Here is a 24,998-nt window from a genome sequence, read left to right as displayed (position 1 = left end):
CAGCAGGACCGAGGCATCTCCACCGCGGGGTTCACACCAGCAGCCGTTCCACCAGCCGCTGGTACAGCCCCGGCAATGCCTCCAGATCGTCCACGCGCACGTTCTCGTCCACCTGGTGGATGCTGGCGTTGACCGGCCCCACTTCGATGCACTGCGCGCCCAATGGCGCGATGAAGCGTGCATCGGACGTGCCGCCACCGGTGCTTTCCTCCGGTGCACGGCCGATGTGCTCGGCCAGCACCGCACGCGCGGTGGCGCGCAGCGTGCCCTCCGGGGTGTAGAACGGCTCGCCGCTGCGATGCCACTTCAGCGTGTACTGCAGGCCATGCCGGTCCATCAGCGAAGTGATCTCCGCTTCCAGCTTCGGCGCATCCCAGTGCGGGTTGTAGCGGATGTTGAAATCCACCTCGAGCTCGCCGGGAATCACGTTGTTGGCACCGGTACCGGCATGGATGTTGGAGATCTGCAGGCTGGTCGGCGGGAAACTTTCGTAGCCGTCATCCCAGCGCCGCGCACTCAGCTCGGCCAGGGCCGGCGCCGCCTGGTGGATCGGGTTGCGTGCCTTCTCCGGATACGCCACGTGGCCTTGTACGCCCTGCACGCGCAGCTTGGCCGACAGGCTGCCACGACGACCCACGCGCAGCAGGTCACCCAGCGTCGCGGTCGACGACGGCTCGCCGGTGATGCACCAGTCGATGCGTTGGCCGCGCTCGGCGAACAGCCGTGCAACGTGGCGCACGCCATCGATGGCATCGCCCTCCTCGTCGCTGGTCAGCAGCACCGCCAGCGTGCCGGGGTGATCGGGATGCGCGGCGACGAACTGCTCGGCCGCCACCACGAACGCCGCCACGCTGCCCTTCATGTCGGCGGTGCCACGGCCATACAGCACGCCGTCACGGATCTGCGGCATGAACGGGTCGCTGGTCCAGGCCTCGCGCGGGCCCGTCGGCACCACGTCGGTATGGCCCAGCAGCACCAGTACCGGCGCGCCCTGGCCGTGGGTCGCCCACAGGTTGTCGACCTCGCCCAGCCGCAGGTGATCGCACTGGAACCCGGCCTGCTTCAGGCGTGCCGCCAGCAGCGCCTGGCAACCGGCATCATCGGGCGTCACCGAGGGTCGTGCGATCAGCTCGCAGGTCAGGTCGAGGACCGCGCTCATGCGTCACCCACGCCGAAGCGGGCCTTGAAGCCGTTGTCACTGAAACCCTGGTTGACCGTGCCGTCGGCGGTGACCACCAGCGGGCGCTTGATCAGCTGCGGGTACTCGCGCAGCAGCAGCTTCCATTCGGCCTCGGAGTCCGCGGCCTTGCGGTTGTCCGGCAGCTGCCGCCAGGTGGTGGAGGACTTGTTCACCATCGCGGCCAGGCCACCCAGCTGCGCTGCCCACGCCAGCAGCATTTCCGGGCTGGGTTTGTTGTCGCGGTAATCGATGAAGGTGTACGGCACACCGAAGCGGTCCAGCCACTTGGTCGCCTTCTTGCAGGTATCGCAGTTCTTCAAACCGTAGACAGTGGTGCTCATGGCCATCTGTGATGCTGGAAAACAGAGGGCCAGAATCTCACAACAGGCGCTCGGACACGACCCGGAACGGCACCCTTGGCAGCCGGAAGGCCAGCCCCTCGTGCAACGCCACGCCCATCGCCTGCGGGCGCGGGCAATGCAGGTCACCGAACAGGCGCAGGGGCTGCAGGCTGTCGACCGCGACCGGTAGTGCGATGCGGGTGCTGGCCCAGTGCCGGTCACAGGTGCGGGCAATGGCCTCGTCCTGGCAGGTCAGGAAGCGCAGCAGGGCCTGATGGCCGCCGAAGGCCGCCGCCCATCCGACATCGTCCCAGCCTGCAGCGGCCTGCCACTGCAGGTGCAGCGCAGGCGCACTGCCCTGCCCGCCTTCGATCAGCGTGTATCCACCGCCATCGGCGCGCACCACGTGCTCGAAGCGCGCGGACAGGTGTGGCTGCATGGCATCGCTGAAAGCGCGCGCGCCGGCGACGAAGGCCTGCTGGTCCATCACGTTGCGATCGAACAGCACCACCGGCGTCCCGGCCGGGTCATCGTCACGACGCAGGTACCAGCGCCAGTTGCTCTGCCTTGGGGACGGCATCAAGGAACGCAGCGGTCCCGCCAGCGCCGGCCCGAAGTGGCCGTGCCGGTAGCTGAGGATGGTGAAAGGCGTGCGTCCGGCATGGACAACGTAATGATGGCCCGGTGGCGGCGTTGGTGCATGGCGCACGTCGACCCACCAGCTCACGTAGACCACGTCTCGCACATCACTGACCAGCGCCGGCATCGGCCAGCGCCGGGACAGTGCGCGGCGCAGCCGGGTCCAGTACGGGGCGTGCAGCAGGCGCGGCAGCATCCGCCCGAACAGGGTGTCGGACGGATGCCGGTAGATCGCGGACTGCACCAGATCCTCCGGCGCAGTCATCTTCAGTCAGCCAGGCCGCGCAGCAGGTCGTTGACGCTGGTCTTGCTGCGGGTGCGGGCATCGACCTGCTTGACGATCACCGCGCAGTACAGCGAATGGGTACCGTCCTTGCTCGGCAGCGAGCCGGACACCACCACGCTGTACGGCGGGATGTAGCCGTAGCTGATCTCGCCGGTGGCACGGTTGTAGATGCGGGTGCTCTGGCTGAGGAACACGCCCATGCCGATCACGCTGTGGTGGCCGACCACCACGCCTTCCACCACTTCCGAACGGGCACCGATGAAGCAGTGGTCCTCGATGATGGTCGGGCTGGCCTGCAGCGGCTCCAGCACGCCGCCGATGCCGGCGCCGCCGGACAGGTGGCAGTGCTGGCCGATCTGCGCGCAGGAACCGACGGTGGCCCAGGTGTCGACCATGGTGCCTTCGCCGACATAGGCGCCGATGTTGGTGAAGCTCGGCATCAGCACCACGTCCTTGCCGAAGTAGGTACCGCGGCGGGCGATCGCGCCCGGTACCACGCGCACGCCACCACGGCGGAACTTCGCTTCGTCATAGCCGGCGAAACGCGATTCGACCTTGTCCCAGAACGGTGCGGGGCGCGCATCGACCACCGCCATGTCGTTGACGCGGAAGTACAGCAGCACCGCCTTCTTCAGCCACTCGTTGACCTTCCAGCCACCCTGGCCGTCCGGCTCGGCGACACGGAATTCACCGGTTTCCAGGCCATCGATCACGCGGTTGACCAGCGGACGGGTGGAACCTTCCAGCTCGTGCAGGGTCAGCGTCGCACGGCGCTCGAAGGCACTCTCGATGCCGAACTTCAGCTCTTCCACGCCCGGTGCCGACGGCTTGCGCAGCGACTTGCGGGCGATGGTTTCGGCGCGGACGGCTTCGGCGCTCTTGGCCGGCGCCGGCTTCTTCACAGCACGCTTCACCGCAGCCGTTTTCTTCGCCGGGGCCTTCACCGCAGCGGCCTTCTTCGGCGCAATGGTCTTCTTCGCGGCCGGTGCGGCGGCAGCAGGTTTCCGGGCCGCTGCGCTCTTGGGGGTCGCGGCGGTCTTCTTGGCGGGCTTGGTGGCCATCAGGCGGGGTCTCCGGCGTTTCGATCAGGGTCCAGGCAGGCCAGCATCGCGTCATGCAGCTGCTGCCGGGCAGGTTCAGTCAGGGGGAGGTCGTGTTCGTCACTGATCACGAAGGTGTCTTCGGCGCGTTCGCCGAACGTGGCAATGCGCGCATCATGCACGCGCAGGCCCTGGTTGCGCAGCACGAACGCCACATCGGCCAGCAGGCCGGGACGGTCGGGGGCGACCAGGGCAAAACGGGTTGCGCCCGGTTCATCGCGGAACTCGATGCGCGGGGCGAAGCGGAAGTGCCGCAGCTGCCGCGGTACCACCCGGCGCGACGGCCGCAGGCGCGACAGGTCACCACTGAGTGCCTCGCGCAGCGCCGCTTCCAGGTTGGCACTGCTGCCATCGGCAAACGTGTCGGCCGGGTTCACTTCGAAGGTATCGAAGATGGTGTCGGCCGGACCGTCCAGCACGCGTGCGCGGTGGATGCCGTAGCCCTTGCGGTCCAGCGTCATCACGATCGCCGCGAACAGGCCGTCGCGGTCCGGCGAATGCACGAATACTTCCAGCGCCGGGTCGTCGACGCTGATCCGGCGAACCTTCACCAGCGCCTGGCCCTGCTTCACCGGCACCAGCGCGGCAGCCTGCCAGGCCAGCTGCTCGGGGCGCAGGCGGATGAAGCCTTCATCAGGCATTACCGCGAACTGGCGGTCGATGGTGGCATCGTCGTAGCCCCGCTCGCGCACCAGCGCGCGCACGCTGTCACGCGCTTCGGCCACGCGCTCGGCAGCCGGCACCGGGTGCTCCAGCCCCTCGCGCAGTGCGCGCCGGGTGGCGAAGTACAGGTCGGCCAGCAGGCGGTCCTTCCAGGCATTCCACAGTTTCGGGCTGGTGCCGGCGATATCGGCACAGGTCAGCAGGTACAGGTAGTCAAGGCGATCGCGGCTGCCAACCAGCGTGGCGAAGCGATGGATCACCACCGGATCGGCGATGTCCTGCTTCTGCGCGGTCACCGACATGCGCAGGTGCTGTTCGACCAGCCATGCCACCAGCTCGGTATCGGTGCCACTGAGCGCATGTGCCTGGCAGAACGCACGCGCGTCCACCGCACCCAGCTCCGAGTGGTCGCCGCCACGGCCCTTGGCGATGTCATGGAACAGGCCGGCCAGCAGCAGCAGTTCCGGCTTGCGCAGGCGTGGCCACACTTCGTGCGCGATCGAGAAGCGCTCGTCGGCACGGCTGCTGGCGAACTGGCCGATGTTGCGCAGGACCATCAGCGTGTGCTGGTCGACCGTATAGACATGGAACAGGTCGAACTGCATGCGCCCGCTGACCTGGGCAAACGCGGGAATCCACTGGCCAAGCACGCCCAGCCGCGCCATGCGCGAAAGCGTATCGACCGGACGCTGGCCACGCAGCAGGGCCAGGAACTGCTCGCGTGCATCGGCATCGGCCTGGTCGTAGGCCGGCAACAACGGCAGCGCTTCGGCCAGCGCGCGCGCGGTCAGCGAATGCAGGCCGCGCACCTGCGGATTGTTGGCCCAGCTGGAAAACAGTGCGAACACCTGGCCGATGTCGCCGCGCGGCCAGTCGGCCTCGTTGGCGGCCAGGTAGCCGCGGCGCAGGGAAAAGCCCACGGTCAACGGTTCCGGCTGGGCCTCGCCATCGAACTGTTCCTCGAAGCGCTGCAGCAGGCGGTCGCTGATCCGGCGCACCACCAATGCGGCGCGGTAGAAGCCCTGCATCATCTTCTCGACACCGAGATTTTCGGCATCGTCTTCGAAGCCCAGGCGCGCGGCCAGGGTCTTCTGGTAATCGAAACGCAGGCGCTCTTCCGGGCGGCGCGCCACCAGGTGCAGGCCGAAGCGCAACCGCGCCAGTACCGCACGTTCCCGCTTCAGGGCCGCCGCTTCGTCAGCGCCCAGATGGCCGAGCCCGACCAGTGCCTCCAGGTCGCGCACGCCGAAGGCACGCAGCGCCATCCAGCCCAGCGTATTGAGATCGCGCAGGCCGCCGGGCCCATCCTTCAGGTCCGGCTCCAGGTTGTCGGCGGTATCGCCGAAGCGCTGGTGACGGTTGCGCAGCTCTTCCAGCTTGGCCAGGAAGAACGTGCGTGCCGGCCACAGCTCCCGATCGTCGACGGCCTCGCGCAGCGCGCGGCGCGCCGCATCATCGGCCAGGATCGGGCGTGCCTCGATCAGCGCGGTCAGCACGGTCTGGTCAGTCGCCGCCTCGCGGCACTGCAAGGCCGAACGCACCGCATGGCTGACCGCCAATCCGCAGTCCCACAGCAGCGCGAACAGGCGCGCCAGCGCCGCCTCATGGGCCAGCTGTGCCGGCGGATCGCCGAACACCAGCAGGTCGATGTCCGAACGCGGAAACAGTTCACCGCGGCCATAGCCGCCAACCGCGAACAGCGACAGCCCGCTGTCGGCCGGCAGGCAGCGCTGCCAGGCCAGGCGGATCAGATGGTCGGCAGCGCGCGCGCGCAGCGCCAGCAGGCGCTCGATGTTGTCGCCCTGGTCGAAGCGGCGGTACAGGCGCGCGTCGGCCTGCTGCAGCGCCTGGCGCGCGGCAGCAGCCCAATCCGGGTCGTTGAGCGACGCGGCCGGCGTGTCCAGCAGCGAACTCGCCGGCAGCATCTTCAGGAGACCTGCGACTCGCCTGGCGACAGGGTCAGCACGTCCACGCCGGTCTCGGTGACCGCGATCATGTGCTCCCACTGCGCCGACAGCTTGCGGTCCTTGGTCACCACGGTCCAGCCATCCGGCAGCACCTTGTTGTAGCGGGTGCCTTCGTTGATCATCGGCTCGATGGTGAAGGTCATGCCGGGCTGCAGCACCAGGCCCTGGCCCGGGCGGCCGTAATGCACCACCTGCGGCTCGTCGTGGTAGACCTTGCCGATGCCGTGGCCGCAGTACTCGCGCACCACGCTGAAACGCTCGCCTTCGGCATAGCTCTGGATGGCATGGCCGATGTCGCCCAGGGTGGCGCCCGGACGCACCGCACGGATGCCGCGCCACATGGCTTCGTAAGTGGTTTCCACCAGGCGGCGGGCCATCACCGACGGGGTGCCGACGAAGTACATGCGGCTGGTGTCGCCGTGCCAGCCGTCCTTGATGACGGTGACGTCGATATTGATGATGTCGCCATCCTTCAGCACCTTCCCTTCGCTGGGGATGCCGTGGCAGATGACATTGTTGACCGAGGTGCACACGGTCTTCGGGAAGCCGCGGTAGCCGACGTTGGCCGGAATGGCGCCCTGCACGTTCACGATGTGGTCGTGGCAGATGCGGTCCAGTTCCTCGGTGGTGACACCGGGCTTGACGTGGGGGGTGACGATGTCGAGCACTTCGCTGGCCAGGCGGCCGGCGATGCGCATCATCTCGATTTCCTGCGGGGTTTTCAGATTCACGCTCATGGCACCCATTATCGCCGATCCGGCCGCAATCTGAACGAACGCCACCCAACTGGCGATCCGGGCCATGCACGGTTCCGGCAAGGAAAGTGAAAGCGTGATGGCCTCCACTCTTTCGCCTGCCTATTTATCACGGATTACAGACACTTACGCCTCCTAAGCTGGACCCACTGTCGTCAAAGCGGCGCCGAACGTGCCGTCTTCGCCTTGTTCAACGGACCTTCGGGTCAGGGAGGTTGTCCATGCGATCCCCAGTTCGATCCCCGCTAGCCTGGGTCGTGGCAGGGCTCCTGCTGTCCAGCCCGGCGCTGGCCGCCGACACCACCACCTTCAACGTCACCCTGGTGGTCACCAAGGCCTGCACCATCACGGCGGCGGCCGCCACCAACGTCGACTTCGGCACCGCCGCCTCGACCACCGCGACGCCCACGCTGGGCCAGGGCACGGTGACCGCGCAGTGCTCGGCACTGACGCCCTACACCATCTCGCTGAATGCGGGCGCCAATGCCAGCACTGCCAATGACGTCACCACGCGGCGGATGAAGAACACCAATGCTGCGGTGACCGCCAACAACTACGTCGGCTACCAGCTCTACCAGGACGCCGCGCATACCCTGGTCTGGGGCGCCACGTCCGGCACCAATACCCAGGCCGGCATCGGCACCGGCCTGGCCGTGCCCTACATCGTCTACGGCCAGATCCTGAACCTGAGCACCAATAACCCGGCCACCGGTAACTACCTGGATACCGTTACCGCCACGATCACCTATTGATGGAGCACGCCCGCATGGCCGGACCCCGCCCGTGGCGCGCCACCGGCGTGGCGCTGCTCGCCCTGTACCTGCTGGCCGCCGCCACCGCCGGCGCCACCAGCCTGCAGGTCGCCCCGACCAGCCTGCAGCTGGAAGCCCGCCAGCGTGCCGGCGAGCTGTGGCTGACCAACAGCGGCACTTCGCCGGTGAAGCTGCAGGTGCGCGTGTTCCGCTGGGTGCAGCAGGACGGCCAGGAACAGCTGCTGCCCACCGACGAATTGATGGCCACTCCACCGATGCAGGAACTGGCCGCCGGCCAGCAGCAGCTGGTGCGGGTCATGCGTCCGGACAGGGAGCCGCCACCGGCACAGCAGTATTACCGCCTGATCGTCGACGAGGTGCCCGACCTGGCCACCCGCACAGGTGGCATGCAGTTCGTGCTGCGCTATTCGATTCCGGTGTTCGTGCAGCCCTCGGCCGCCACGCTGGCACCGCGGCTGCAGGCCCGCCTGGTGCGGTTGGCGGACGGCCGCAACGGCGTCGAGGTGGCCAATTCGGGCAACGGCTACGCACAGATCGCCGATCTCGCGCTGGGCAGCACCACGCGCCCGCGCATCGTCCATCCCGGGCTGCTGGGCTACGTGTTGCCCGGCCAGGTGATGCGCTGGCCGATCGAACGCACGGCGATCGACCGCGACAACGACCAGATCACGGCCAAGCTCAATGGCGAGTCGGAACAGACGCCACTGTCGCCCCCACCGGCTCGCTGAGGCGTTGATGGGCGCGCTGCTGGCTGCCCTGGCTCCCGCGGCGACCGAGGCCGCCGATGTGTCCGGCATGGCGGCGGCTGATGTCTCCGGCGTATCGGCAGATGCCATCCTGCCGCCCCCGACCCCGCTGACCGCCAGCCAGACGCTGTACCTGGATGTGTCGCTCAACAGCACGCCGCGCGGCCTGCTGCCGTTCACCGAGAACCGCGGCCGGCTGCAGGCCAGCCCCGAAGTGCTGCGCCAGCTCGGCTTCAACGCCAGCGGCGATGCGCCGGTCTACCTGGACCAGATCAGCGGCGCGGTGGTGCGCTATGACGCACACATGCAGACCTTGGCACTGGACGTGCCCTTGGACCAGCTGACCCTGCCCACCACCGTGCTCAGCCGGCCGCAGACGCGCGCACCCACGGGCAACGCCTCGCCCGGCGTGCTGCTCAACTACGACGTCTACGGCAGCCGGGTGGACACGCTCGGCAACCTCAGCCTGAGCTCGGAGCTGCGCGTGTTCGGTATCGGCAACGGCACTTTCGAAAACACCGCCATCAGCCGCCGCTACCAGCAACCCGGCGACCGCCACTGGCGCAGCGAGAGCGTGCGCCTGGACACGCGCTGGAGCCTGGATTTCCCCGACAGCGCAACCACGCTGGAGGTCGGCGACTTCTACAGTGGCTTCGTCGACTGGACCCGCCCGGTGCGCCTGGGCGGCCTGCAGATCGGCCGCAATTACGGCCTGCAGCCCTATCGCGTGCTCACGCCCACGCCGAGCTTCCTCGGCCAGGCCGTGGTGCCCTCCACGGTCGAGCTGTATGTCGATGGCCTGCGCCAGTACAGCGGCCAGGTGCCGGTCGGCCCCTTCCAGCTGGCAGCACAGCCCGGCATCAGCGGCACCGGCAACGCCCAGGTGGTGGTGACCGACGCGTTCGGCCGCATGCAGACGCTGGATTTCAGTTTCTACGGCACCCAGCAGCTGCTGGCCAAGGGCCTGTCGGACTGGTCGGTCGGCGTCGGCCACCTGCGCCGGGATTTCGGCGAGCGCTCCTTCGCCTATGACGATCGCACGGTGGCCAGTGCCAGCTGGCGCGGCGGTGTCACCGACAGGTTCACCGGCGAGGCGCATGCCGAAGGCGGCGGTGGCCTGGCCCAGGCCGGCATCGGTGGCTGGTGGCTGCTCGGCGCCGCCGGTGTGTTCAATGCCGCCTATGCGCACAGTGACTACCACGGCCTGCAGGGTGGGCAATGGGCGTTGGGCTACAGCTGGAACAACCGTCGCTTCAACGTCAATCTGCGCAGCGTGCGCAGCCACGGCGACTACCGTGACCTGGGCGCGCTGCAGGGCAACCTGCCACCAAGCATCAGCGAACAGGCCACGCTCGGCCTGGACCTGCTGCGGCTGGGCACGCTCAGCGCCAGCTATCTGCGCCTGCGCTATCCCGACGGCGACGACAACCGCTACGCGAGCCTGTTCTGGTCGCGTACGTGGAGCCAGCGCTGGTCAGCCTACCTGTCGGTGAACCAGAACCTGGACCGCAGCGACGACCGCAGCATCTACCTGTCGGTGACGGCCAGCCTGGGCAACAACCGCCAGGCCAGCCTTTCGAGCCAGCGCAACGGCGATAGCCAGAGCTGGGTGGCCGACGTGACCCAGCCGGTGCCGGGCGATGGCAGTGCCGGCGGCGTCGGCTGGCGCGCGCAGCTGCGCCACGGCGAGGACGGCAACGGCGGCCTGGCCGAGGTCGGCATCCTCAACGATGTCGGCCGCTATTCGTTCGGTGCGTCGCGCCAGGGTGGACTCAACTATGCCTACGCCAGCGCCAGCGGCAGCCTGGTGTGGATGGGCGGGCACGCCTTCGCCACGCGCGAGGTATCCGATGCGTTCGCGGTGATCAGCACCAATGGCGTCGGCGGCGTCCCGGTGCGGCTGGAGAACCGCCTGATCGGCGTCACCGATGATCGCGGTCTGCTGCTGGTCAGTCCGTTGTTGTCCTGGCAACGCAACCGGGTCTCGATCGACACCCTGGACCTGCCCGAAGACATGCGCGCCGACCGCATCGAGGACTGGGTCACGCCGCGCCAGCGCGCCGGCACCCGCGTGACCTTCCAGCTGCGCTCGCGACCATCACTGAGCCTGACCCTGCTGGCGATGGACGGGCAGCCATTGGAGGTGGGCAGCGAGGTACAGCTGCCTGATGGCCGCCAGGCCACGGTCGGCTACGACGGCCTGCTCTATCTGGAAGATGTCGCCGCCGGCAGCGTGCTGTACGTCACCACCAGCCGCGGCCCCTGCCGGGTGAAAGTACCGGACCTGCCCAAGGTGGTGGCGTCCGGCGCCCGCCCGAAACCGGCACCGCAGCAGTGCGTTCCGGAGGTGGCGCCATGAGGGTACTGCTGCTCGTCCTGCTGCTGTGGGCCGGGCTGCTGGCAGCGGCGCCCGCCGGTGCCACCGCGGTCTGCACGGCGGTCGCCAATCCGACCCTGCCGTTCGGCAACATCAACAGCAATGCGCCCGGCCCGAGCACGGCCAACCTCAACATCACGGTGACCTGCACCACCGCCGCGCTGAGCCTGCTGGCCACCACTGGCGTGCGCGTCTGCGTGGGCATCGGCGCAGGCACTGGCGGCGGCAGCAGCGCCACCTTCCGCACGATGGCCACCTCCACCAGCGACACCATGAATTTCCAGCTCTACAACAATGCCAGCTTCGGCCAGGCCACCGGCCTGGTCCCGCGCGGCACGCCGCCGGCGCAGGAGCTGACCATGAGCTACAACGTACCGCTGCTGACCGGCGGTAGTGGTGCGCAGACCGTGCAGCTGTTCGGGCAGATCCCGGCCAACCAGGTCCTGGCTTCCGGCGCGTACAGCAGCACCTTCAGCGGTGCCAGCGTGGTGCTGACCTGGGCCTGGAACGAAGTCCTGCTCGGCACCGCCACCATTCCCGCCACCTGCAACGGCGGCGCCACCGGCACCAACAGCGCCAGTGCCGCCTTCAGCTTCACCGCCACCGCCAACGTGCTGCCGCAATGCGGAAGCTACGTCACCACCAACATGAACTTCGGCAACGTCACCGGCGGCATCCCGGCCAACATCGACCAGACCGCAACCCTGACCCTGACCTGCCTGAAGAACACCGCCTTCCAGGTCGGCCTCAACAACGGCCAGAACAATCCCAGTGCCACCACCACCCGGCGCATGGCCACCATCATCGGCAGCAACACCTACTACCTTACCTACGAGCTGTACCGGGATCCGGCGCGGAGCCAGCGCTGGGGCAATACGTTGACCGTCGATACGGCCAGCAGCACCGGCACCGGCAGCGCGCAGCAGCTGACCATCTATGGCCGCGTGCCGCCGGTCACCGGCCAGCCCCCGGCCGGCACCTACAACGACCTGGTGCAGGTGACGATCACTTATTGACCTGCGTGCCGACCAACGGTCGGCACCCACCGGGGAGGGTTTCGGTAGATCCACGCCATGCGTGGATGCCGGCATGTCACGCGCCGGGCTAGCACGACGCTACAGTTCCAGCGCAGCCGGCCGATACCGCGCAGCGAGTCTTTCAGCATGGTGGATGGCAGGTGGTTCGCGCACTTCTGATCGGGGCGATGCTGGTCGCCAGCACGCCGGCATGGGCCGAACCCAGCAGCAGCACGCTGCAGATCCAGCTGACCGTGGTCGAATCCTGCAGCGACGATGCTGGCGGCCCCCGCTGCCCGGCCCCGCACCAGCGCAGTAACGCCCCCCAGGTACCAGCCCAGGTCCGCGATCTCGCCCCTCCGGCGACGGACGAGAACGCGACACCCGCCGTGACCCTCATCTACTGATGCGCGCGCTGCTGATCCTGCTTGCACTGCTGCTGGCGCAGCCCGCCACAGCGCTGGAGCTGTTGCCGACCACCCTGCAGCTGCCGGCCGAAGGCGGCCGCGCCGAGCTGTGGCTGCACAATCCGGGGCCCGGCCGCTGGCAGGGCCAGGTGCAGGTGCTGGCCTGGGAACAGCAGCTGGACGCCGAACAGCTGCGCCCCAGCGACCTGGTCCAGGTCAGCCCGGCGCGGCTGGACCTGGCCCCCGGCAGCACACAGCGCGTCTGGCTGTTGCCAGGCGATCCGGCAGCGGCGGTCGGTGAACAGGCCTATCGGATCGTACTGGCGCCGGCGTTGCCGGGGTTGCCGCGTTACTCGCTGCCGCTGTTCCGCGGCCCAGTGGGGCCAGCCCTGCAGGCCCGGCTGCTGGGCCGCGTCGAGACCCAGGGGTCTCAGGCCACACTGCGACTCAGCAATTCCGGTACTCTCCACAGCCGCCTGCACGATCTGCGTTTCATCACGGCGGACGGCAAATCGTCGCTGCTGCTGGGCGGGCTGGCCGGCTACGTCCTCGCTGGCCATGAACGCCGCTGGCTCCTGCCCGCCCGCGCCGATGGCTATGCAGGTGGCCACTTCCAGGCCCGCCTGCAGGACGGCCGCGAGGTCGATCTGGCCGCATCTGAGCCTGCAATTGCAGCAAGCGCCCCCAGCGGGCTATAATCGACCGGATTCCTGCCGCCAGCGTGCGCGAGAACCCGTCCACACCGGACGTCACCGGTGAATCCACACCTGCTGCCCCCATCCGTGCCGGGGTGCTCCGCAAGGAGTTCGGCCACGGAGGCAACAGGGAAGCCCAACCCCGGAACCGATCGCGCTTCCACGCGTCCCGCATACCTATCCCCGCGGGCGGAATCGCTGGTTCCATATCAGGAGTATTGCAATGCCCCAGGTCACCATGCGTCAGATGCTGGAAGCCGGCGTCCACTTCGGCCACCAGACCCGCTACTGGAACCCGAAGATGGCTCCGTACATCTTCGGCGCCCGCGGCAAGATCCACATCATCAACCTGGAAAAGACCGTCCCGCTGTTCAACGACGCGATGAACTTCATCTCGTCGGTTGCCCAGAAGCGCGGCACCGTCCTGTTCCTGGGCACCAAGCGCAGCGCCCGCGAAACCATCAAGGAAGAAGCCGAGCGTTGCGGCATGCCGTTCATGAACCAGCGTTGGCTGGGCGGCACCCTGACCAACTTCCGTACCGTCAAGCAGTCGGTTGCCCGCCTGAAGGAACTGGAAGCCGGTGAAACCGACGGCACCTTCGAGAAGCTGGTCAAGCACGAAGTGCTGGGCCTGCGTCGCGAGCGCGACAAGCTGGAAGCCTCGCTGGGCGGCATCAAGGACATGAACCGTCTGCCGGACGCCATCTTCGTGATCGACATCGGCCACGAAGACATCGCGATCAAGGAAGCCAAGAAGCTGGGCATCCCGGTCATCGCCGTGGTTGACACCAACTACAACCCGGAACTGGTTGATTACGCCATCCCGGGCAACGACGACGCCATCCGCGCTGTGCAGCTGTACGCCCGCGCCGCTGCCGACGCCGTGCTGGAAGGCAAGGCTGCTGCTCCGCACGCCGCTTCGGTGCGTGAGGAAGAGTTCGCTGAAGCCGCTGCTGAAGGCGAAGAGAAGCCGGCCCGCCGCGCTCCGGCCAAGAAGGCTGCCAAGAAGGGCGACGACGCCCAGGCCTGATCCAGGCCCCGGGGTGGACGCCCGGCGTCCACCCTCCCTGCACGCAGCCCTTGGCGCGTGACAGGACCGTGTCACACGGGCCGGCCACCATGCCGGCCCAACCCCTTTCTTTCGTGAGGTAATCCCGTGGAAATCACTGCTTCCCTGGTCAAGGAACTGCGCGAGCGCACCGGCGCCGGCATGATGGAATGCAAGAAGGCGCTTACCGAAGCCAACGGCGACATCAACGCTGCTGCTGAAGCCATGCGCAAGTCCGGCGCTGCCAAGGCCGACAAGAAGGCTGACCGCGTGGCCGCCGAAGGCCGTCTGGGCCTGGCCCAGGACGGCGGCAAGGCCGTGCTGGTCGAAGTCAACTCGGAAACCGACTTCGTCGCCAACGATGACAACTTCAAGTCCTTCGTCAACGCCGTCGCCGCCGCTGCCCTGGCATCGGGCGCCACCGACGTCGAAGCCGTGAAGGCTGCCAAGCTGGCCGACGGCCGCACCGTTGAAGAAGCCCGCGCCACCGCCGTGCAGACCCTGGGTGAGAACATCCAGATCCGTCGCATGGTGAAGGTTGATGGCAACAACACCATCGGCGCCTACGTCCACACCAACGGCAAGGTCGGCGTTCTGGTCGATCTGGTCGGCGGCGACGTCGAGCTGGCCCGTGGCCTGGCCATGCACGTGGCCGCGCTGAAGCCGCCGCACAACAAGGCTGCGGACGTCCCGGCCGAGTTCGTCGAGAAGGAAAAGGAAATCGAGCTGGCCAAGATGTCCGAGAAGGACAAGGCCAAGCCGGCCGACATCCTGGAAAAGATCATCAGCGGCAAGATCAACAAGATCGTCAGCGACGTGACCCTGTACGGCCAGACCTACGTGCTGGGCGACACCACCGTCGAGCAGGTGGTCAAGGCCGCTGGCGCCGACGTGGCAGGCTTCAAGCTGCTGATCGTCGGCGAAGGCATCGAGAAGGTGGTGGAAGACTACGCCGCCGAAGTTGCCAAGGCAATGCAGGTCTGATTCCAGCCTTCCGGCTGTGAAGCGACCAGAAGGAGCCGCGGGAAACCGCGGCTCTTTTTTTATGCATGGGCCAAGGGGTGAACCCATGCCCCATCGGTGGGTGCGCACCGCTGGTGCACACAACCGGCACCTTTGCGTTGCGCGCGAATCAAGCCGATACTCAGGCGCAGGGAATCCACAGTCACATAGCAGGAACGAAAATCGCGGACTGTGATGCATTCCTAGGTATTCTTGTCCCAATGGAATTGAACGACCCGACATGCCTCCCGAGCTGACAGCTGCCCTGGCGCTCTGCCGCAACCTGCCTTCGCCACCCGGTATTGCCCTGCGCATCATCGAACTGGCCCAGGACCCGGAAGCGGACATCGCCACCGCCGCCGACATCATCGCCATCGACATGGCGCTGAGCGCTCGCATGCTGCGCATCGCCAATTCGCCGCTGTATGCCAGCCGCCGCCGCATCGAGAACCTCGGCCAGGCGCTGACCATGCTGGGCCTGAACGCCACGATCAGCCTCGCCCTCGGCTTCACCGTCACCCAGGGCCTGACCGGCGGGGCCGGCGCCGACCATGACCTGCGCCAGCGCGCGTGGAAGCGCAGCATCCTCAGTGCCCTGGCTGCCAGCCAGCTGGGCCAGGCGCGCGGCCTGCGCCGGCTGGAGGAGCTGATGCTGGCCGGCCTGCTGCAGGACCTGGGCGTGCTGTGCCTGGCCCAGGCCGAGTCGGAGCGCTACCTGCCGCTGCTGCGCGAAGCACGCGACAACATCGACCTGGTCGCCCGCGAGCGCGACGAACTGGGCTGCAGCCACGCCGAGGTCGGCGCCTGGGTGGCCGAGCAATGGGGCCTGCCCCGCTACCTGGTGGAGAGCATCAGCCACAGCGAGGACGAGGACACCGCCGAATCGCCGTTCCAGGCCTGCGTGCAGCTGTCCGGCGCGGTGGCCGACATCTGGCTGGACAGCGACGCCGACGCCGCGCGCGAGCGCGCCCTGCAACAGGTGCACGACCGCCTGGAACTGGACAGCGCACGCTTCGACCAGGTGCTGGCGCGTATCAGCGAGGCCCTGCCCGACATCGCCAGCCTGTTCGATGCCGGTCTCAATTCACCGTCGCGGGTGCGCGAGCTGATCGATCACGCGCAGGAACTGGCCACGCTGCGCAACCTGCGTGAACTGCAGGATGCCGACCAGGCCCGCCGCCGCGCCGACGAGTTCGAGGCGCGCGCCAAGCGCCTCGCCGACCAGGCCCATCGCGACGCGTTGACCGGCGTGCTCAACCGCCGCCAGCTGGAAGCGGTGCTGGAGCAGGAATTCCTGCGCGCCGGCCGCCAGGGTTGGCCACTGTCGGTGGCCTTCATCGACCTGGACGACTTCAAGAAGATCAACGACGCCCACGGCCACCTGACCGGCGACGAGGTGCTGCGCGCCTTCGCGGGCAAACTGCAGGGCCAGCTGCGCAACAGCGATACTGTGGCCCGCTTCGGCGGCGAGGAATTCGTCGCACTGCTGCCCAACACCAGCGAAAGCGTGGCCCTGGACGTGATCCGCCGGGTGCTGGCCAACATCGTCGCCACACCGATGGCCGAGCTGGAGGGCGGACCGCTGTTCGTCACCTTCTCCGCCGGCGTGGCCACCCAGGGCGGCTACGAGCGATTCGCCGACGTACAGGACCTGCTGCGCGCGGCCGACGATGTGCTGTACCGCTCCAAGAACCTGGGCCGCAACCGGGTGATCGCCCGCTCGCCGGGCGCCCTCGGCCACGACGAGCTGTCGGCCACCGCCGGCGCCGAACTGGGCTGAACGGGAAGCCCCGGCTGACCGGGGCGAAACACCGGATTCTGCGCCGCAGTGCACAAAACACTTTGGCACGACGCCGCATGCGCGTAGAATCGCCCGCGATTTCCACGCACCCGAGGTCCCCATGTCCAAGCTCGCCTATCGCCGCATCCTTCTGAAACTGTCCGGGGAGGCGCTGATGGGAGATGAGGACTACGGCATCGACCCGAAGATCATCAATCGCCTGGCCCGTGAGGTCATCGAAGCCCAGCAGGCCGGTGCCGAAGTGGCGCTGGTGATCGGCGGCGGCAACATCTTCCGCGGCGCCGGCCTGGCCGCTGGCGGCATGGACCGGGTCACCGGCGACCAGATGGGCATGCTGGCCACCGTCATCAACGCCCTGGCCATGCAGGATGCCCTGGAGAAGCTGGGCGCCAAGGCCCGCGTGATGAGCGCGATCAAGATCAACGACGTGTGCGAGGACTACATCCGCCGTCGCGCCATCCGCCACCTGGAAAAGGGCCGCCTGGTGATCTTCGCGGCCGGCGTCGGCAGCCCGTTCTTCACCACCGATTCCGGCGCCGCCCTGCGCGCGATCGAGATCGGCGCCGACCTGCTGCTGAAGGCCACCAAGGTCGATGGCGTGTACGACAAGGACCCGAACAAGCACAGCGATGCGGTCCGCTTCGACAGCCTGAGCTACGACGAAGTGATCCGCCGCGGCCTGGAAGTGATGGACACTGCGGCCTTCGCTCTGGCCCGCGACAGCGACCTGCCGATGCGCGTGTTCGACATGGGCCAGCCGGGCGAGCTGCTGAAGATCCTCAACGGCGCGAACATCGGCACCCTGGTCCAGGGCCGCGACCCGGCCTGAGCCTGAGCGCAAAGCGACGACCGGGCCGATTCAGGCCCGGCAGCGTCCCGTATTCGCCTATAATCGCCCGATTCCAGATACATCCAGGACCGGGCGATGCTCAACGACATCAAGAACAACGCGCAGACGCGCATGGCCAAGAGCATCGACGCTCTGAAGCACACCCTCACCTCCATCCGGACCGGGCGTGCCACGCCGGCCCTGCTGGACCGCGTGACGGTCAATGCCTACGGCAACGCCAGCACCCCGCTGAACCAGGTCGCATCGATCTCCAACGCCGATGCCCACTCGCTGCTGGTCACGCCGTTCGACAAGAGCATGATCAAGGAGATCGAGAAGGGTCTCTACAACGCCGAGTTCACCCCGAACACCCTGGGCACCGCGATCCGCATCAACATGCCGCCGCCGACCGAAGAGCGCCGCAAGGAGCTGGCCAAGCAGGTGCAGAAGGAAGGTGAAGGCGCCAAGATCGCGATCCGCAACATCCGCCAGGACGCGAACAAGGAAATCGCCAAGCTGGACAAGGACAAGGCGATCAGCGAAGACGAAAAGAAGCGCGGCGAAGACGACATCCAGAAGCTGACCGACGCCAACATCAAGGACGTCGACAAGGTCGTCGCCGACAAGGAAAAAGAACTGCTGTCGGTCTGAAGTCGATGCCTTCAGCCCCGCCTCCGTTGCCGGCTGCCCTGCCCCGCCACATTGCCATCATCATGGATGGCAATGGGCGCTGGGCACAGCAACGCCGTCGCCCCCGCGTGATCGGCCACCGTGCCGGCGCGCGCGCGGTCAACCGCACCATCGAGCGCTGCCTTGAACTGGGCATTCCGGCGCTGACCCTGTTTGCCTTCTCCAGCGAGAACTGGGGCCGGCCGCAGGAGGAAGTGGACGCGTTGATGAAGCTGTTCCTCGGCGCGCTCGACCGCGAAGTGGACGAGCTGCACCGGCGTGGCGTGCGCGTGCGCTTCATCGGCGAACGCGAGCGTTTCGGTGCCGGGCTGGTCAGCCGCATGCAGCTGGCCGAGCAGCGTACCGCCGACAACACCACCCCGACCCTGTCGATCGCCGCCAGCTATGGTGGCCGCCAGGACATCGCCCGCGCCGCGCGCGCCCTGGCCGTCGAAGTGGCGGCCGGTCGCCTGTTGCCCGAGCAGATCGACGAATCGCTGCTGGGCAGCCAGGTGGCCCTGGCCGACCTGCCGCCGCCGGATCTGTTCATCCGCACCGGCGGCGACACCCGCATCAGCAACTTCCTGCTGTGGCAGCTGGCCTATACCGAGCTGTGGTTCACCGAGGCCCTGTGGCCGGACTTCGATGCCGGGCAGCTGCAGCAGGCGCTTGACGCCTATGCCGGCCGCGAGCGTCGTTTCGGCCTGACCAGCGCCCAGATTGCCGCACTGGCCACCGAGACTTCCAGCCCATGACCAAGACCCGAGTCCTTGCCGCGCTGATCATGGCGCCGGTTGCCATTGCGGCGATCCTGCTGCTGCCCACGCAATGGCTGGCCGCCGCCGCCGCCGCAGTGCTGCTGATCGGCCTGTGGGAATGGCTGAAGCTGGCCGGAATCGAAGACACCCTGGCGCGCACCGTGCTGCTGGTGCTGAACCTGCTGCTGATGGTGCTGCTGGTCTGGGCCGACGGCAGCACGCTGGTCCTGTTCCAGATAACCACGCTGGCCGGCGTCGCCTGGTGGCTGGCCGCGCTGGTCTGGCTGCGCTTCTTCAACTTCGGTGCACAACCGTCGGCGCCCTCGCGGATCCTGAAGATGCTGGCCGGCACCCTGGCCATCGTGCCCGCCTGGGCCGCACTGGTGCTGATCCATGCCGGCGGCGATCCGCCGGGCAAGCAGGGCCACCTGTGGCTGCTGGCTGCGCTGGCGCTGGTGTGGGCGGCCGACTCGGGCGCCTATTTCGCCGGCCGCCATTTCGGCAAGCACAAGCTGGCCCCGCGGATCAGCCCCAACAAGACCTGGGAAGGCCTGTTCGGCGGCCTGCTGGCCGGTGTCGCCGTGGCCGTCGGCCTGGGCTGGCTGGCCGGCATCGATGCCGCACACCTGCCGGGCCTGCTGATCACCTCGGTGGTGGCCGTGTTCGCCTCGGTGCTGGGTGACCTGTTCGAGAGCCTGATCAAGCGCCACGCGGGCGCCAAGGACTCGGGCCACCTGATCCCCGGCCATGGCGGCGTGCTCGACCGTGTCGACGGCGTCCTCGCCGCCGTGCCGGTGTTCGCGCTGGGCAAGGAAATCTTCGGGTTCTGACCATGAATGCTGCTGCAGACCTGCGCCGGGTCGCCGTATTCGGCGCCACCGGCTCGATTGGTGCCTCCACGCTGGACGTGATCGCCCGCCACCCGCAGCGCTACCAGGCCACGGTGCTCGCCGCCGGTCGCCAGGTGCAGGCGCTGTTGGCGTTGTGCCGCCAACACAAACCCGCGCACGCGGTGATCGCCGACGAGTCGCTGTTCGCCGAACTGCGTGACGGCCTGCGCGACGCCGGACTGGCCACCGAGGCCCATGCAGGCCATGCCGCGCTGGACCAGCTGGCCGCCAGCGACGCCTGCGACACCGTGGTCGCGGCCATTGTCGGCGCTGCCGGCCTGTCCTCGACCCTGGCCGCGGCCGCCGCGGGCAAGCGCATCCTGCTGGCCAACAAGGAATCGCTGGTGCTGGCCGGCGAACTGCTGACCCGCACCGCCGAACGTGCCGGTGCCGAAATCATCCCGATCGACAGCGAACACAGCGCGATCTTCCAGTGCCTGCGCTCGCGCGACGCCAGCGTCGACGGCGCCGGGGTGCGCCGGATCCTGCTGACCGCCTCCGGCGGCCCGTTCCGTGGCCGCAGCCGCGCCGAGCTGGCCCAGGTCACCCCGGCCCAGGCCGTTGCCCACCCGAAGTGGTCGATGGGGCCGAAGATCTCGGTCGATTCGGCGACGTTGATGAACAAGGGCCTGGAAGTCATCGAGGCCCACCACCTGTTCGGCGTGCCCGGCGAACGCATCGAGGTGCTGGTACACCCGCAGAGCCTGGTCCATTCGCTGGTCGAGTTCGTTGACGGTTCGACCCTGGCGCAGATGGGCCTGCCGGACATGCGTACCACCCTGGCCGTCGGCCTGGGCTGGCCGCAGCGCATCGAATCGGGCGTGGCCGGGCTGGACCTGCTGGCCCAGGGCCGGCTGGATTTCGAAGCCCCGGACACCAACGCCTTCCCCTGCCTGGCCCTGGCCTGGCAGGCAATGCAGGCCGGCGGCACCGCGCCGGCGGTGCTGAACGCCGCCAATGAAGAGGCGGTTTCAGCGTTTCTTCAGGGCCGGATCGGTTTCCTGACGATCCCGGAGCTGGTTGCTAACGCTCTTTCAACACTGCCGACCCAGCCAGCCGATACACTGGAGGTCCTGTTGTCCGCCGACCAGCGGGCACGCCAGCTCACCCTGAACGCCATCGACGCCGCCTGAACGACCGCCTCGCCCAGCATGACGCCGCCGCCCCTGCCCGCCACTGTGAGCCTGCATGACTGACTTCATCGGATCGGTCTGGTGGATGATTGTCAGCCTCGGGCTGCTGGTCACGTTCCACGAGTTCGGGCATTACTGGGTCGGGCGCCTGTGCGGGGTCAAGATCCTGCGTTTCTCGGTCGGCTTCGGCCGGCCGCTGTGGTCGCGCCGCGACAGGCACGGTACCGAGTTCGCCATCGCCGCCATCCCGCTGGGTGGCTACGTGAAGTTCCTCGACGAACGCGAGGTCGAAGTCCACCCGCACGAACGCGGCCAGGCCTTCAACCACAAGACCGTCTGGCAGCGCATCGCCATTGTCGCCGCCGGCCCGATCGCCAACCTGCTGCTGTGCATCCTGCTGCTGTGGGCGATGTTCGTGATCGGGAAGCAGGATTACTCGCCCACCATCGGCCGCGTCAGCGGCATCGCCGCCAGTGCCGGCCTGGCCAGCGGCGACCGCGTGCTGCGCGTGGACGACCGCCAGGTAGTCACCCTCGGCGAGGCCAGCATGGCGCTGACAGCGGCCGCGATGGACCGCCGCGACGTGAAGCTGGAAGTGCTGGATACGGCCGACCAGGTGCGCACGCGCACCCTGCCGCTGTCGCAGCTGCCGGCGGGTTTCGATGAACGGCGGGTGCCGATCCTGGCTGGCATGTACTGGCAGTCGTGGCTGCAGCCGGCGCTGGTCGAGTCGCTGACCCCGGATTCGGTCGTCAGCGGGCAACTGCAGCCGGGCGACCTGATCGTGGCCATCGACGGCCAGCGCATCGACGGCGCCGACCAGGTGATCGGTGAGATCCAGGCGCTGGGGCGTGCCGGTGGCCCGGGCATGATCGAGGTCCTGCGTGGCGGCGAGCGCCTGGCGCTGGAAGTCACGCCGCGCAAGGGCCAGGACGCCAAGGGCGACCCCGCCTGGCAGATCGGCGTTCAGTTCCCGACCAAGTTCAGCCCGCCGTACGACACCCTGCTGCGCTACGGCCCGCTGGACTCGGTCACCGTCGCGGTGCGTGAAACCGGCCGCCTGGCGGCCGACTCGCTGGGCATGATGGGCCGCATCGTGACCGGCAAGGCCTCGCTGCAGAACGTTTCCGGGCCGGTCACCATCGCCCGCGTGGCCAATGTCTCGGCCAAGCGCGGCCTCGACTGGTTCCTGCAGTTCCTTGCCCTGCTGTCCCTCAGCCTGTGCATCATCAACCTGCTGCCGATCCCGATCTTGGACGGCGGCCACCTGCTGTATTACCTTATCGAGTTGGTCAAGGGCAGCCCGCTGAGCGAGCGTGCCATCGCCGCCGGCCAATACATCGGCCTGGCGTTGCTGGCCGGGCTGATGGGGTTGGCGTTCTACAACGACATCCTCGGCCTGGTCCCGCGATGAACTTTTCCACGTTGTTGCCGTCTACAGCGTCGGCATCCCGCACCAATGAAATCGACCTTCCTACCGGACGTGACATGACGCGACTCCCCAATCGCCGCCTGCTGGCCCTCGCCCTCGCCGCCGTCACCGGCGCTCCCGCCCTGGCCCAGGCAGCCGAGCCCTTCACTGTCAGCGACATCCGCGTCGATGGCCTGCAGCGCATCAGCTCGGGCACGGTGTTCACCTACCTGCCGGTGGAACGTGGCGAGACGGTCACCGACAACAAGGTCGGCGAGACGATCCGCGCCCTGTACAAGACCGGCTTCTTCGAAGACGTGCAGCTCGACCGCCAGGGCACGATCCTGGTGGTGACCGTCAAGGAACGCCCGGCGATCAACAAGCTGACCGTGACCGGCAACAAGGACATCAAGTCCGACCAGCTGCTCAAGGGCCTGTCCGACATCGGCCTGACCGAGGGCGGCACCTTCGATCGCCTGAGCCTGGACCGCGTGACCCAGGAACTGCGCCGCCAGTACAACGACCGCGGCAAGTACAACGTCGACATCACCCCGACGGTGAGCCCGCTGGACCGCAACCGCGTGGACATCGCCATCGCCATCAAGGAAGGCAAGGCGGCCAAGATCCGTCACGTCAACCTGGTCGGCACCGAGAAGTACGAGAGCAAGGACATCCTGGAGACCTGGGAGTCCAAGGAGCACAACTGGGCGTCGTGGTACCGCCGTGACGACCAGTACTCCAAGGAAAAGCTGTCCGGCGACCTGGAAAAGCTCAACTCCTGGTACCTGGACCGCGGCTACGTCGATTTCAGCATCGATTCCACCCAGGTCTCGATCAGCCCCGACAAGCGCGACATGTTCCTGACCGCGGGCGTGACCGAGGGCGCGCAGTACAAGATCTCCGAGATCAAGGTCAGCGGCGACACCATCCTCCCGCAGGAGGACGTCGAGCGCATGGTGATCCAGAAGTCCGGCGACACGTTCTCGCGCGCCCTGCTGGAATTCAGCTCGGACACCATCACCAATTCGCTGTCCAACATCGGCTACGCGTTCGCCAAGGTGAACCCGATCCCGACCACCAACCGCGCCGAGCAGACCGTCGCCATCAACATGCAGGTCGTGCCCGGCCCGCGCGTGTCGGTGCGCCGCATCCTGTTCCGCGGCAATACCCGTACCTCCGACGAAGTGATGCGTCGCGAGCTGCGCCAGTTCGAGAACAGCTGGTACTCGCAGGCCGCGATCGACCGCTCCAAGATCCGCCTGCAGCGCCTGGGCTACTTCGAATCGGTGGAAGTGGAAACCCCGGCCGTCAGCGGCAGCAACGACCAGGTCGACGTCGTCTACAACGTCAAGGAAACCACCTCGGGCAGCTTCGTGTTCGGCCTGGGCTACTCGCAGTCCTACGGCATGACCACCTCGGTGCAGCTGTCGCAGAACAACTTCCTCGGCGGCGGCAACCGCGTGTCGGTCGAAGCCTCGCGCAGCAGCTACCTGCAGCGCTACGGCTTCAGCTACACCAACCCGTACTTCACCGATGACGGCGTGTCGCTGGGCTACAACCTGTCCTGGCGTGAGCTGGACTACTCCGACTTCAACACCGCGCAGTACAACAGCACCAATGGTTCGGCGCAGGTGGTGTTCGGCGTGCCGCTGACCGAGACCGATACCGTCTCGCTGATGTTCGGCATCGACAGCAACCAGATCACCACCTACGAAGGCTCGACCCCGCCGTCGATCATCGACTACATCAATGCGGTCGGAAAGCGTACCTTCCATGCCTGGCGCACCGAGCTGGGCTGGGCACGCGACTCGCGCAACGACTACTTCATGCCGACCCGCGGCACCTACCAGCGCATCGGCCTGGAGACCACGCTGCCGGGTTCGACCATCGAGTACTACAAGCTGAACTACCAGATCAGCAAGTACTGGCCGATCATGCCGTCGCTGGTGATCAACACCCGCGCGGAAATCGGCTACGGCGATGCCTATGGCAAGGACTACACCCGCGTCATCGACAACGGCGACGGCACTACCCGCACGGTCACCGCCAGCGGCCTGCCGTTCTTCGAGAACTTCTACGCCGGTGGTACCAACTCGGTGCGCGGCTTCGAGGACAACACCCTCGGCCCGCGCGAAGTCACCCGCGGTTACCCCGAAGGCCAGCCGCTGGGTGGTTCGCTGAAGACCGTCGGTTCGGTCGAAGCCTACTTCCCGCGCCTGTTCGACAGCCCGTCGGCGCGCGTGTCGGCCTTCGTCGACTTCGGCAACGTCTACAACGGCACCAAGAACTTCAAGGCCAACGAGCTGCGCGTGTCCACCGGTGTGGCCCTGCTGTGGCGCGCCCCGGTCGGCCCGATCTCGATCAGCTACGCCTTCCCGCTGAAGAAGGAAGACGATGACAAGATCGAACGTCTGCAATTCACGTTCGGCGGCCAGTTCTGAGGAACTCTGTTCCTCAGAACTGATCCACCTCCGGTGAATTGCCCCCGCATTTCACCTATCCCCCGCGCCGT

At 67.5% G+C, this 24,998-nt stretch carries 22 protein-coding genes; 16 read left to right on the top strand and 6 right to left on the bottom strand.

Translation table 11 applies throughout. The features are described 5' to 3' along the window. Positions 1–31: 31 nt before the first annotated feature. The 6 genes from dapE to map are packed head-to-tail and all read right to left on the bottom strand — an operon-like array spanning position 32 to position 6,922. Positions 32–1,159 carry a succinyl-diaminopimelate desuccinylase gene (gene dapE / locus EGM71_RS06620; RefSeq protein WP_188488613.1) on the bottom strand — a complete coding sequence of 376 codons (1,128 nt, stop codon included), beginning with the start codon at positions 1,157–1,159 and terminating at the stop codon, positions 32–34. Then, positions 1,156–1,527 (bottom strand): arsenate reductase, encoded by a 372-nt coding sequence (locus tag EGM71_RS06615; protein WP_188488611.1) that lies wholly within the window; start codon positions 1,525–1,527, stop codon positions 1,156–1,158. Before EGM71_RS06615 ends, dapE begins: the two co-directional genes overlap by 4 nt. Positions 1,528–1,558: 31 nt before the next feature. Further along, a complete protein-coding gene (locus EGM71_RS06610; protein ID WP_188488609.1) occupies positions 1,559–2,425 on the bottom strand; it encodes a hypothetical protein in 867 nt (288 codons plus the stop codon). A gap of 2 nt (positions 2,426–2,427) precedes the next feature. Then, entirely contained in the window at positions 2,428–3,507 is a 1,080-nt protein-coding gene (dapD, locus tag EGM71_RS06605; RefSeq protein ID WP_188488607.1) for a 2,3,4,5-tetrahydropyridine-2,6-dicarboxylate N-succinyltransferase, read from the bottom strand. Then, on the bottom strand, positions 3,507–6,134 hold the full coding sequence (locus EGM71_RS06600; RefSeq protein WP_188488605.1) for a [protein-PII] uridylyltransferase: 2,628 nt from the start codon (positions 6,132–6,134) through the stop codon (positions 3,507–3,509). The genes dapD and EGM71_RS06600 overlap by 1 nt, the downstream gene beginning before the upstream one ends. Positions 6,135–6,136: 2 nt before the next feature. Beyond that, on the bottom strand, positions 6,137–6,922 hold the full coding sequence (gene map, locus EGM71_RS06595) for a type I methionyl aminopeptidase (RefSeq protein WP_005412748.1): 786 nt from the start codon (positions 6,920–6,922) through the stop codon (positions 6,137–6,139). A gap of 230 nt (positions 6,923–7,152) precedes the next feature. Here map and EGM71_RS06590 point away from each other — a divergent pair, with 230 nt between their 5' ends. The 16 genes from EGM71_RS06590 to bamA all read left to right on the top strand — a co-directional run bounded on the left by EGM71_RS06590 (position 7,153) and on the right by bamA (position 24,927). Next, a complete protein-coding gene (locus EGM71_RS06590) occupies positions 7,153–7,683 on the top strand; it encodes a Csu type fimbrial protein (RefSeq protein ID WP_188488603.1) in 531 nt (176 codons plus the stop codon). Further along, positions 7,683–8,432, top strand: a complete 750-nt coding sequence (locus EGM71_RS06585) for a fimbrial biogenesis chaperone (protein WP_188488601.1) — start codon at positions 7,683–7,685, stop codon at positions 8,430–8,432. The genes EGM71_RS06590 and EGM71_RS06585 overlap by 1 nt, the downstream gene beginning before the upstream one ends. Positions 8,433–8,439: 7 nt before the next feature. Further along, positions 8,440–10,809, top strand: a complete 2,370-nt coding sequence (locus tag EGM71_RS06580; protein WP_188488599.1) for a fimbria/pilus outer membrane usher protein — start codon at positions 8,440–8,442, stop codon at positions 10,807–10,809. Continuing rightward, positions 10,806–11,843 (top strand): Csu type fimbrial protein, encoded by a 1,038-nt coding sequence (locus EGM71_RS06575; RefSeq protein ID WP_188488597.1) that lies wholly within the window; start codon positions 10,806–10,808, stop codon positions 11,841–11,843. The genes EGM71_RS06580 and EGM71_RS06575 overlap by 4 nt, the downstream gene beginning before the upstream one ends. 188 nt (positions 11,844–12,031) lie before the next feature. Continuing rightward, complete coding sequence (locus EGM71_RS06570) at positions 12,032–12,250, top strand: hypothetical protein (RefSeq protein ID WP_188489767.1); 219 nt, start codon at positions 12,032–12,034, stop codon at positions 12,248–12,250. Beyond that, complete coding sequence (locus tag EGM71_RS06565) at positions 12,250–12,948, top strand: fimbrial biogenesis chaperone (RefSeq protein ID WP_188488595.1); 699 nt, start codon at positions 12,250–12,252, stop codon at positions 12,946–12,948. Before EGM71_RS06570 ends, EGM71_RS06565 begins: the two co-directional genes overlap by 1 nt. A 220-nt stretch (positions 12,949–13,168) precedes the next feature. Further along, a complete protein-coding gene (rpsB, locus tag EGM71_RS06560) occupies positions 13,169–13,975 on the top strand; it encodes a 30S ribosomal protein S2 (RefSeq protein WP_005408748.1) in 807 nt (268 codons plus the stop codon). A gap of 126 nt (positions 13,976–14,101) precedes the next feature. Beyond that, complete coding sequence (gene tsf / locus EGM71_RS06555; RefSeq protein WP_049446244.1) at positions 14,102–14,977, top strand: translation elongation factor Ts; 876 nt, start codon at positions 14,102–14,104, stop codon at positions 14,975–14,977. Between the two features lie 259 nt (positions 14,978–15,236). Further along, positions 15,237–16,775 (top strand): GGDEF domain-containing protein, encoded by a 1,539-nt coding sequence (locus tag EGM71_RS06550; protein ID WP_188488593.1) that lies wholly within the window; start codon positions 15,237–15,239, stop codon positions 16,773–16,775. Positions 16,776–16,896: 121 nt separating this feature from the next. Next, positions 16,897–17,625 carry a UMP kinase gene (gene pyrH, locus EGM71_RS06545; protein WP_005415854.1) on the top strand — a complete coding sequence of 243 codons (729 nt, stop codon included), beginning with the start codon at positions 16,897–16,899 and terminating at the stop codon, positions 17,623–17,625. Positions 17,626–17,721: 96 nt separating this feature from the next. After that, the gene (gene frr, locus EGM71_RS06540) at positions 17,722–18,276 is read left to right on the top strand and encodes a ribosome recycling factor (RefSeq protein ID WP_004151064.1); all 555 of its coding nucleotides are present in this window, start codon (positions 17,722–17,724) and stop codon (positions 18,274–18,276) included. Between the two features lie 5 nt (positions 18,277–18,281). Beyond that, a complete protein-coding gene (gene uppS, locus EGM71_RS06535; protein WP_188488591.1) occupies positions 18,282–19,049 on the top strand; it encodes a polyprenyl diphosphate synthase in 768 nt (255 codons plus the stop codon). Further along, positions 19,046–19,882: a phosphatidate cytidylyltransferase gene (locus tag EGM71_RS06530; RefSeq protein WP_188488589.1), complete on the top strand. Its 837-nt coding sequence runs from the start codon at positions 19,046–19,048 to the stop codon at positions 19,880–19,882. Before uppS ends, EGM71_RS06530 begins: the two co-directional genes overlap by 4 nt. A gap of 2 nt (positions 19,883–19,884) precedes the next feature. Then, positions 19,885–21,075 (top strand): 1-deoxy-D-xylulose-5-phosphate reductoisomerase, encoded by a 1,191-nt coding sequence (locus tag EGM71_RS06525; protein ID WP_188488587.1) that lies wholly within the window; start codon positions 19,885–19,887, stop codon positions 21,073–21,075. 55 nt (positions 21,076–21,130) lie between these two features. After that, a complete protein-coding gene (gene rseP, locus EGM71_RS06520) occupies positions 21,131–22,489 on the top strand; it encodes an RIP metalloprotease RseP (RefSeq protein WP_049446253.1) in 1,359 nt (452 codons plus the stop codon). A 74-nt stretch (positions 22,490–22,563) separates the two neighbouring features. Continuing rightward, positions 22,564–24,927: an outer membrane protein assembly factor BamA gene (gene bamA / locus EGM71_RS06515; protein ID WP_049446256.1), complete on the top strand. Its 2,364-nt coding sequence runs from the start codon at positions 22,564–22,566 to the stop codon at positions 24,925–24,927. Positions 24,928–24,998: the final 71 nt, after the last annotated feature.

It is taken from the genome of Stenotrophomonas maltophilia (genome assembly GCF_006970445.1).
Taxonomy (GTDB): Bacteria; Pseudomonadota; Gammaproteobacteria; order Xanthomonadales; family Xanthomonadaceae; genus Stenotrophomonas; species Stenotrophomonas maltophilia_AU.
The sequence above is the reverse complement of the archived record's forward strand: the minus strand, read 5'-3'. Positions and strand labels throughout refer to the sequence as shown.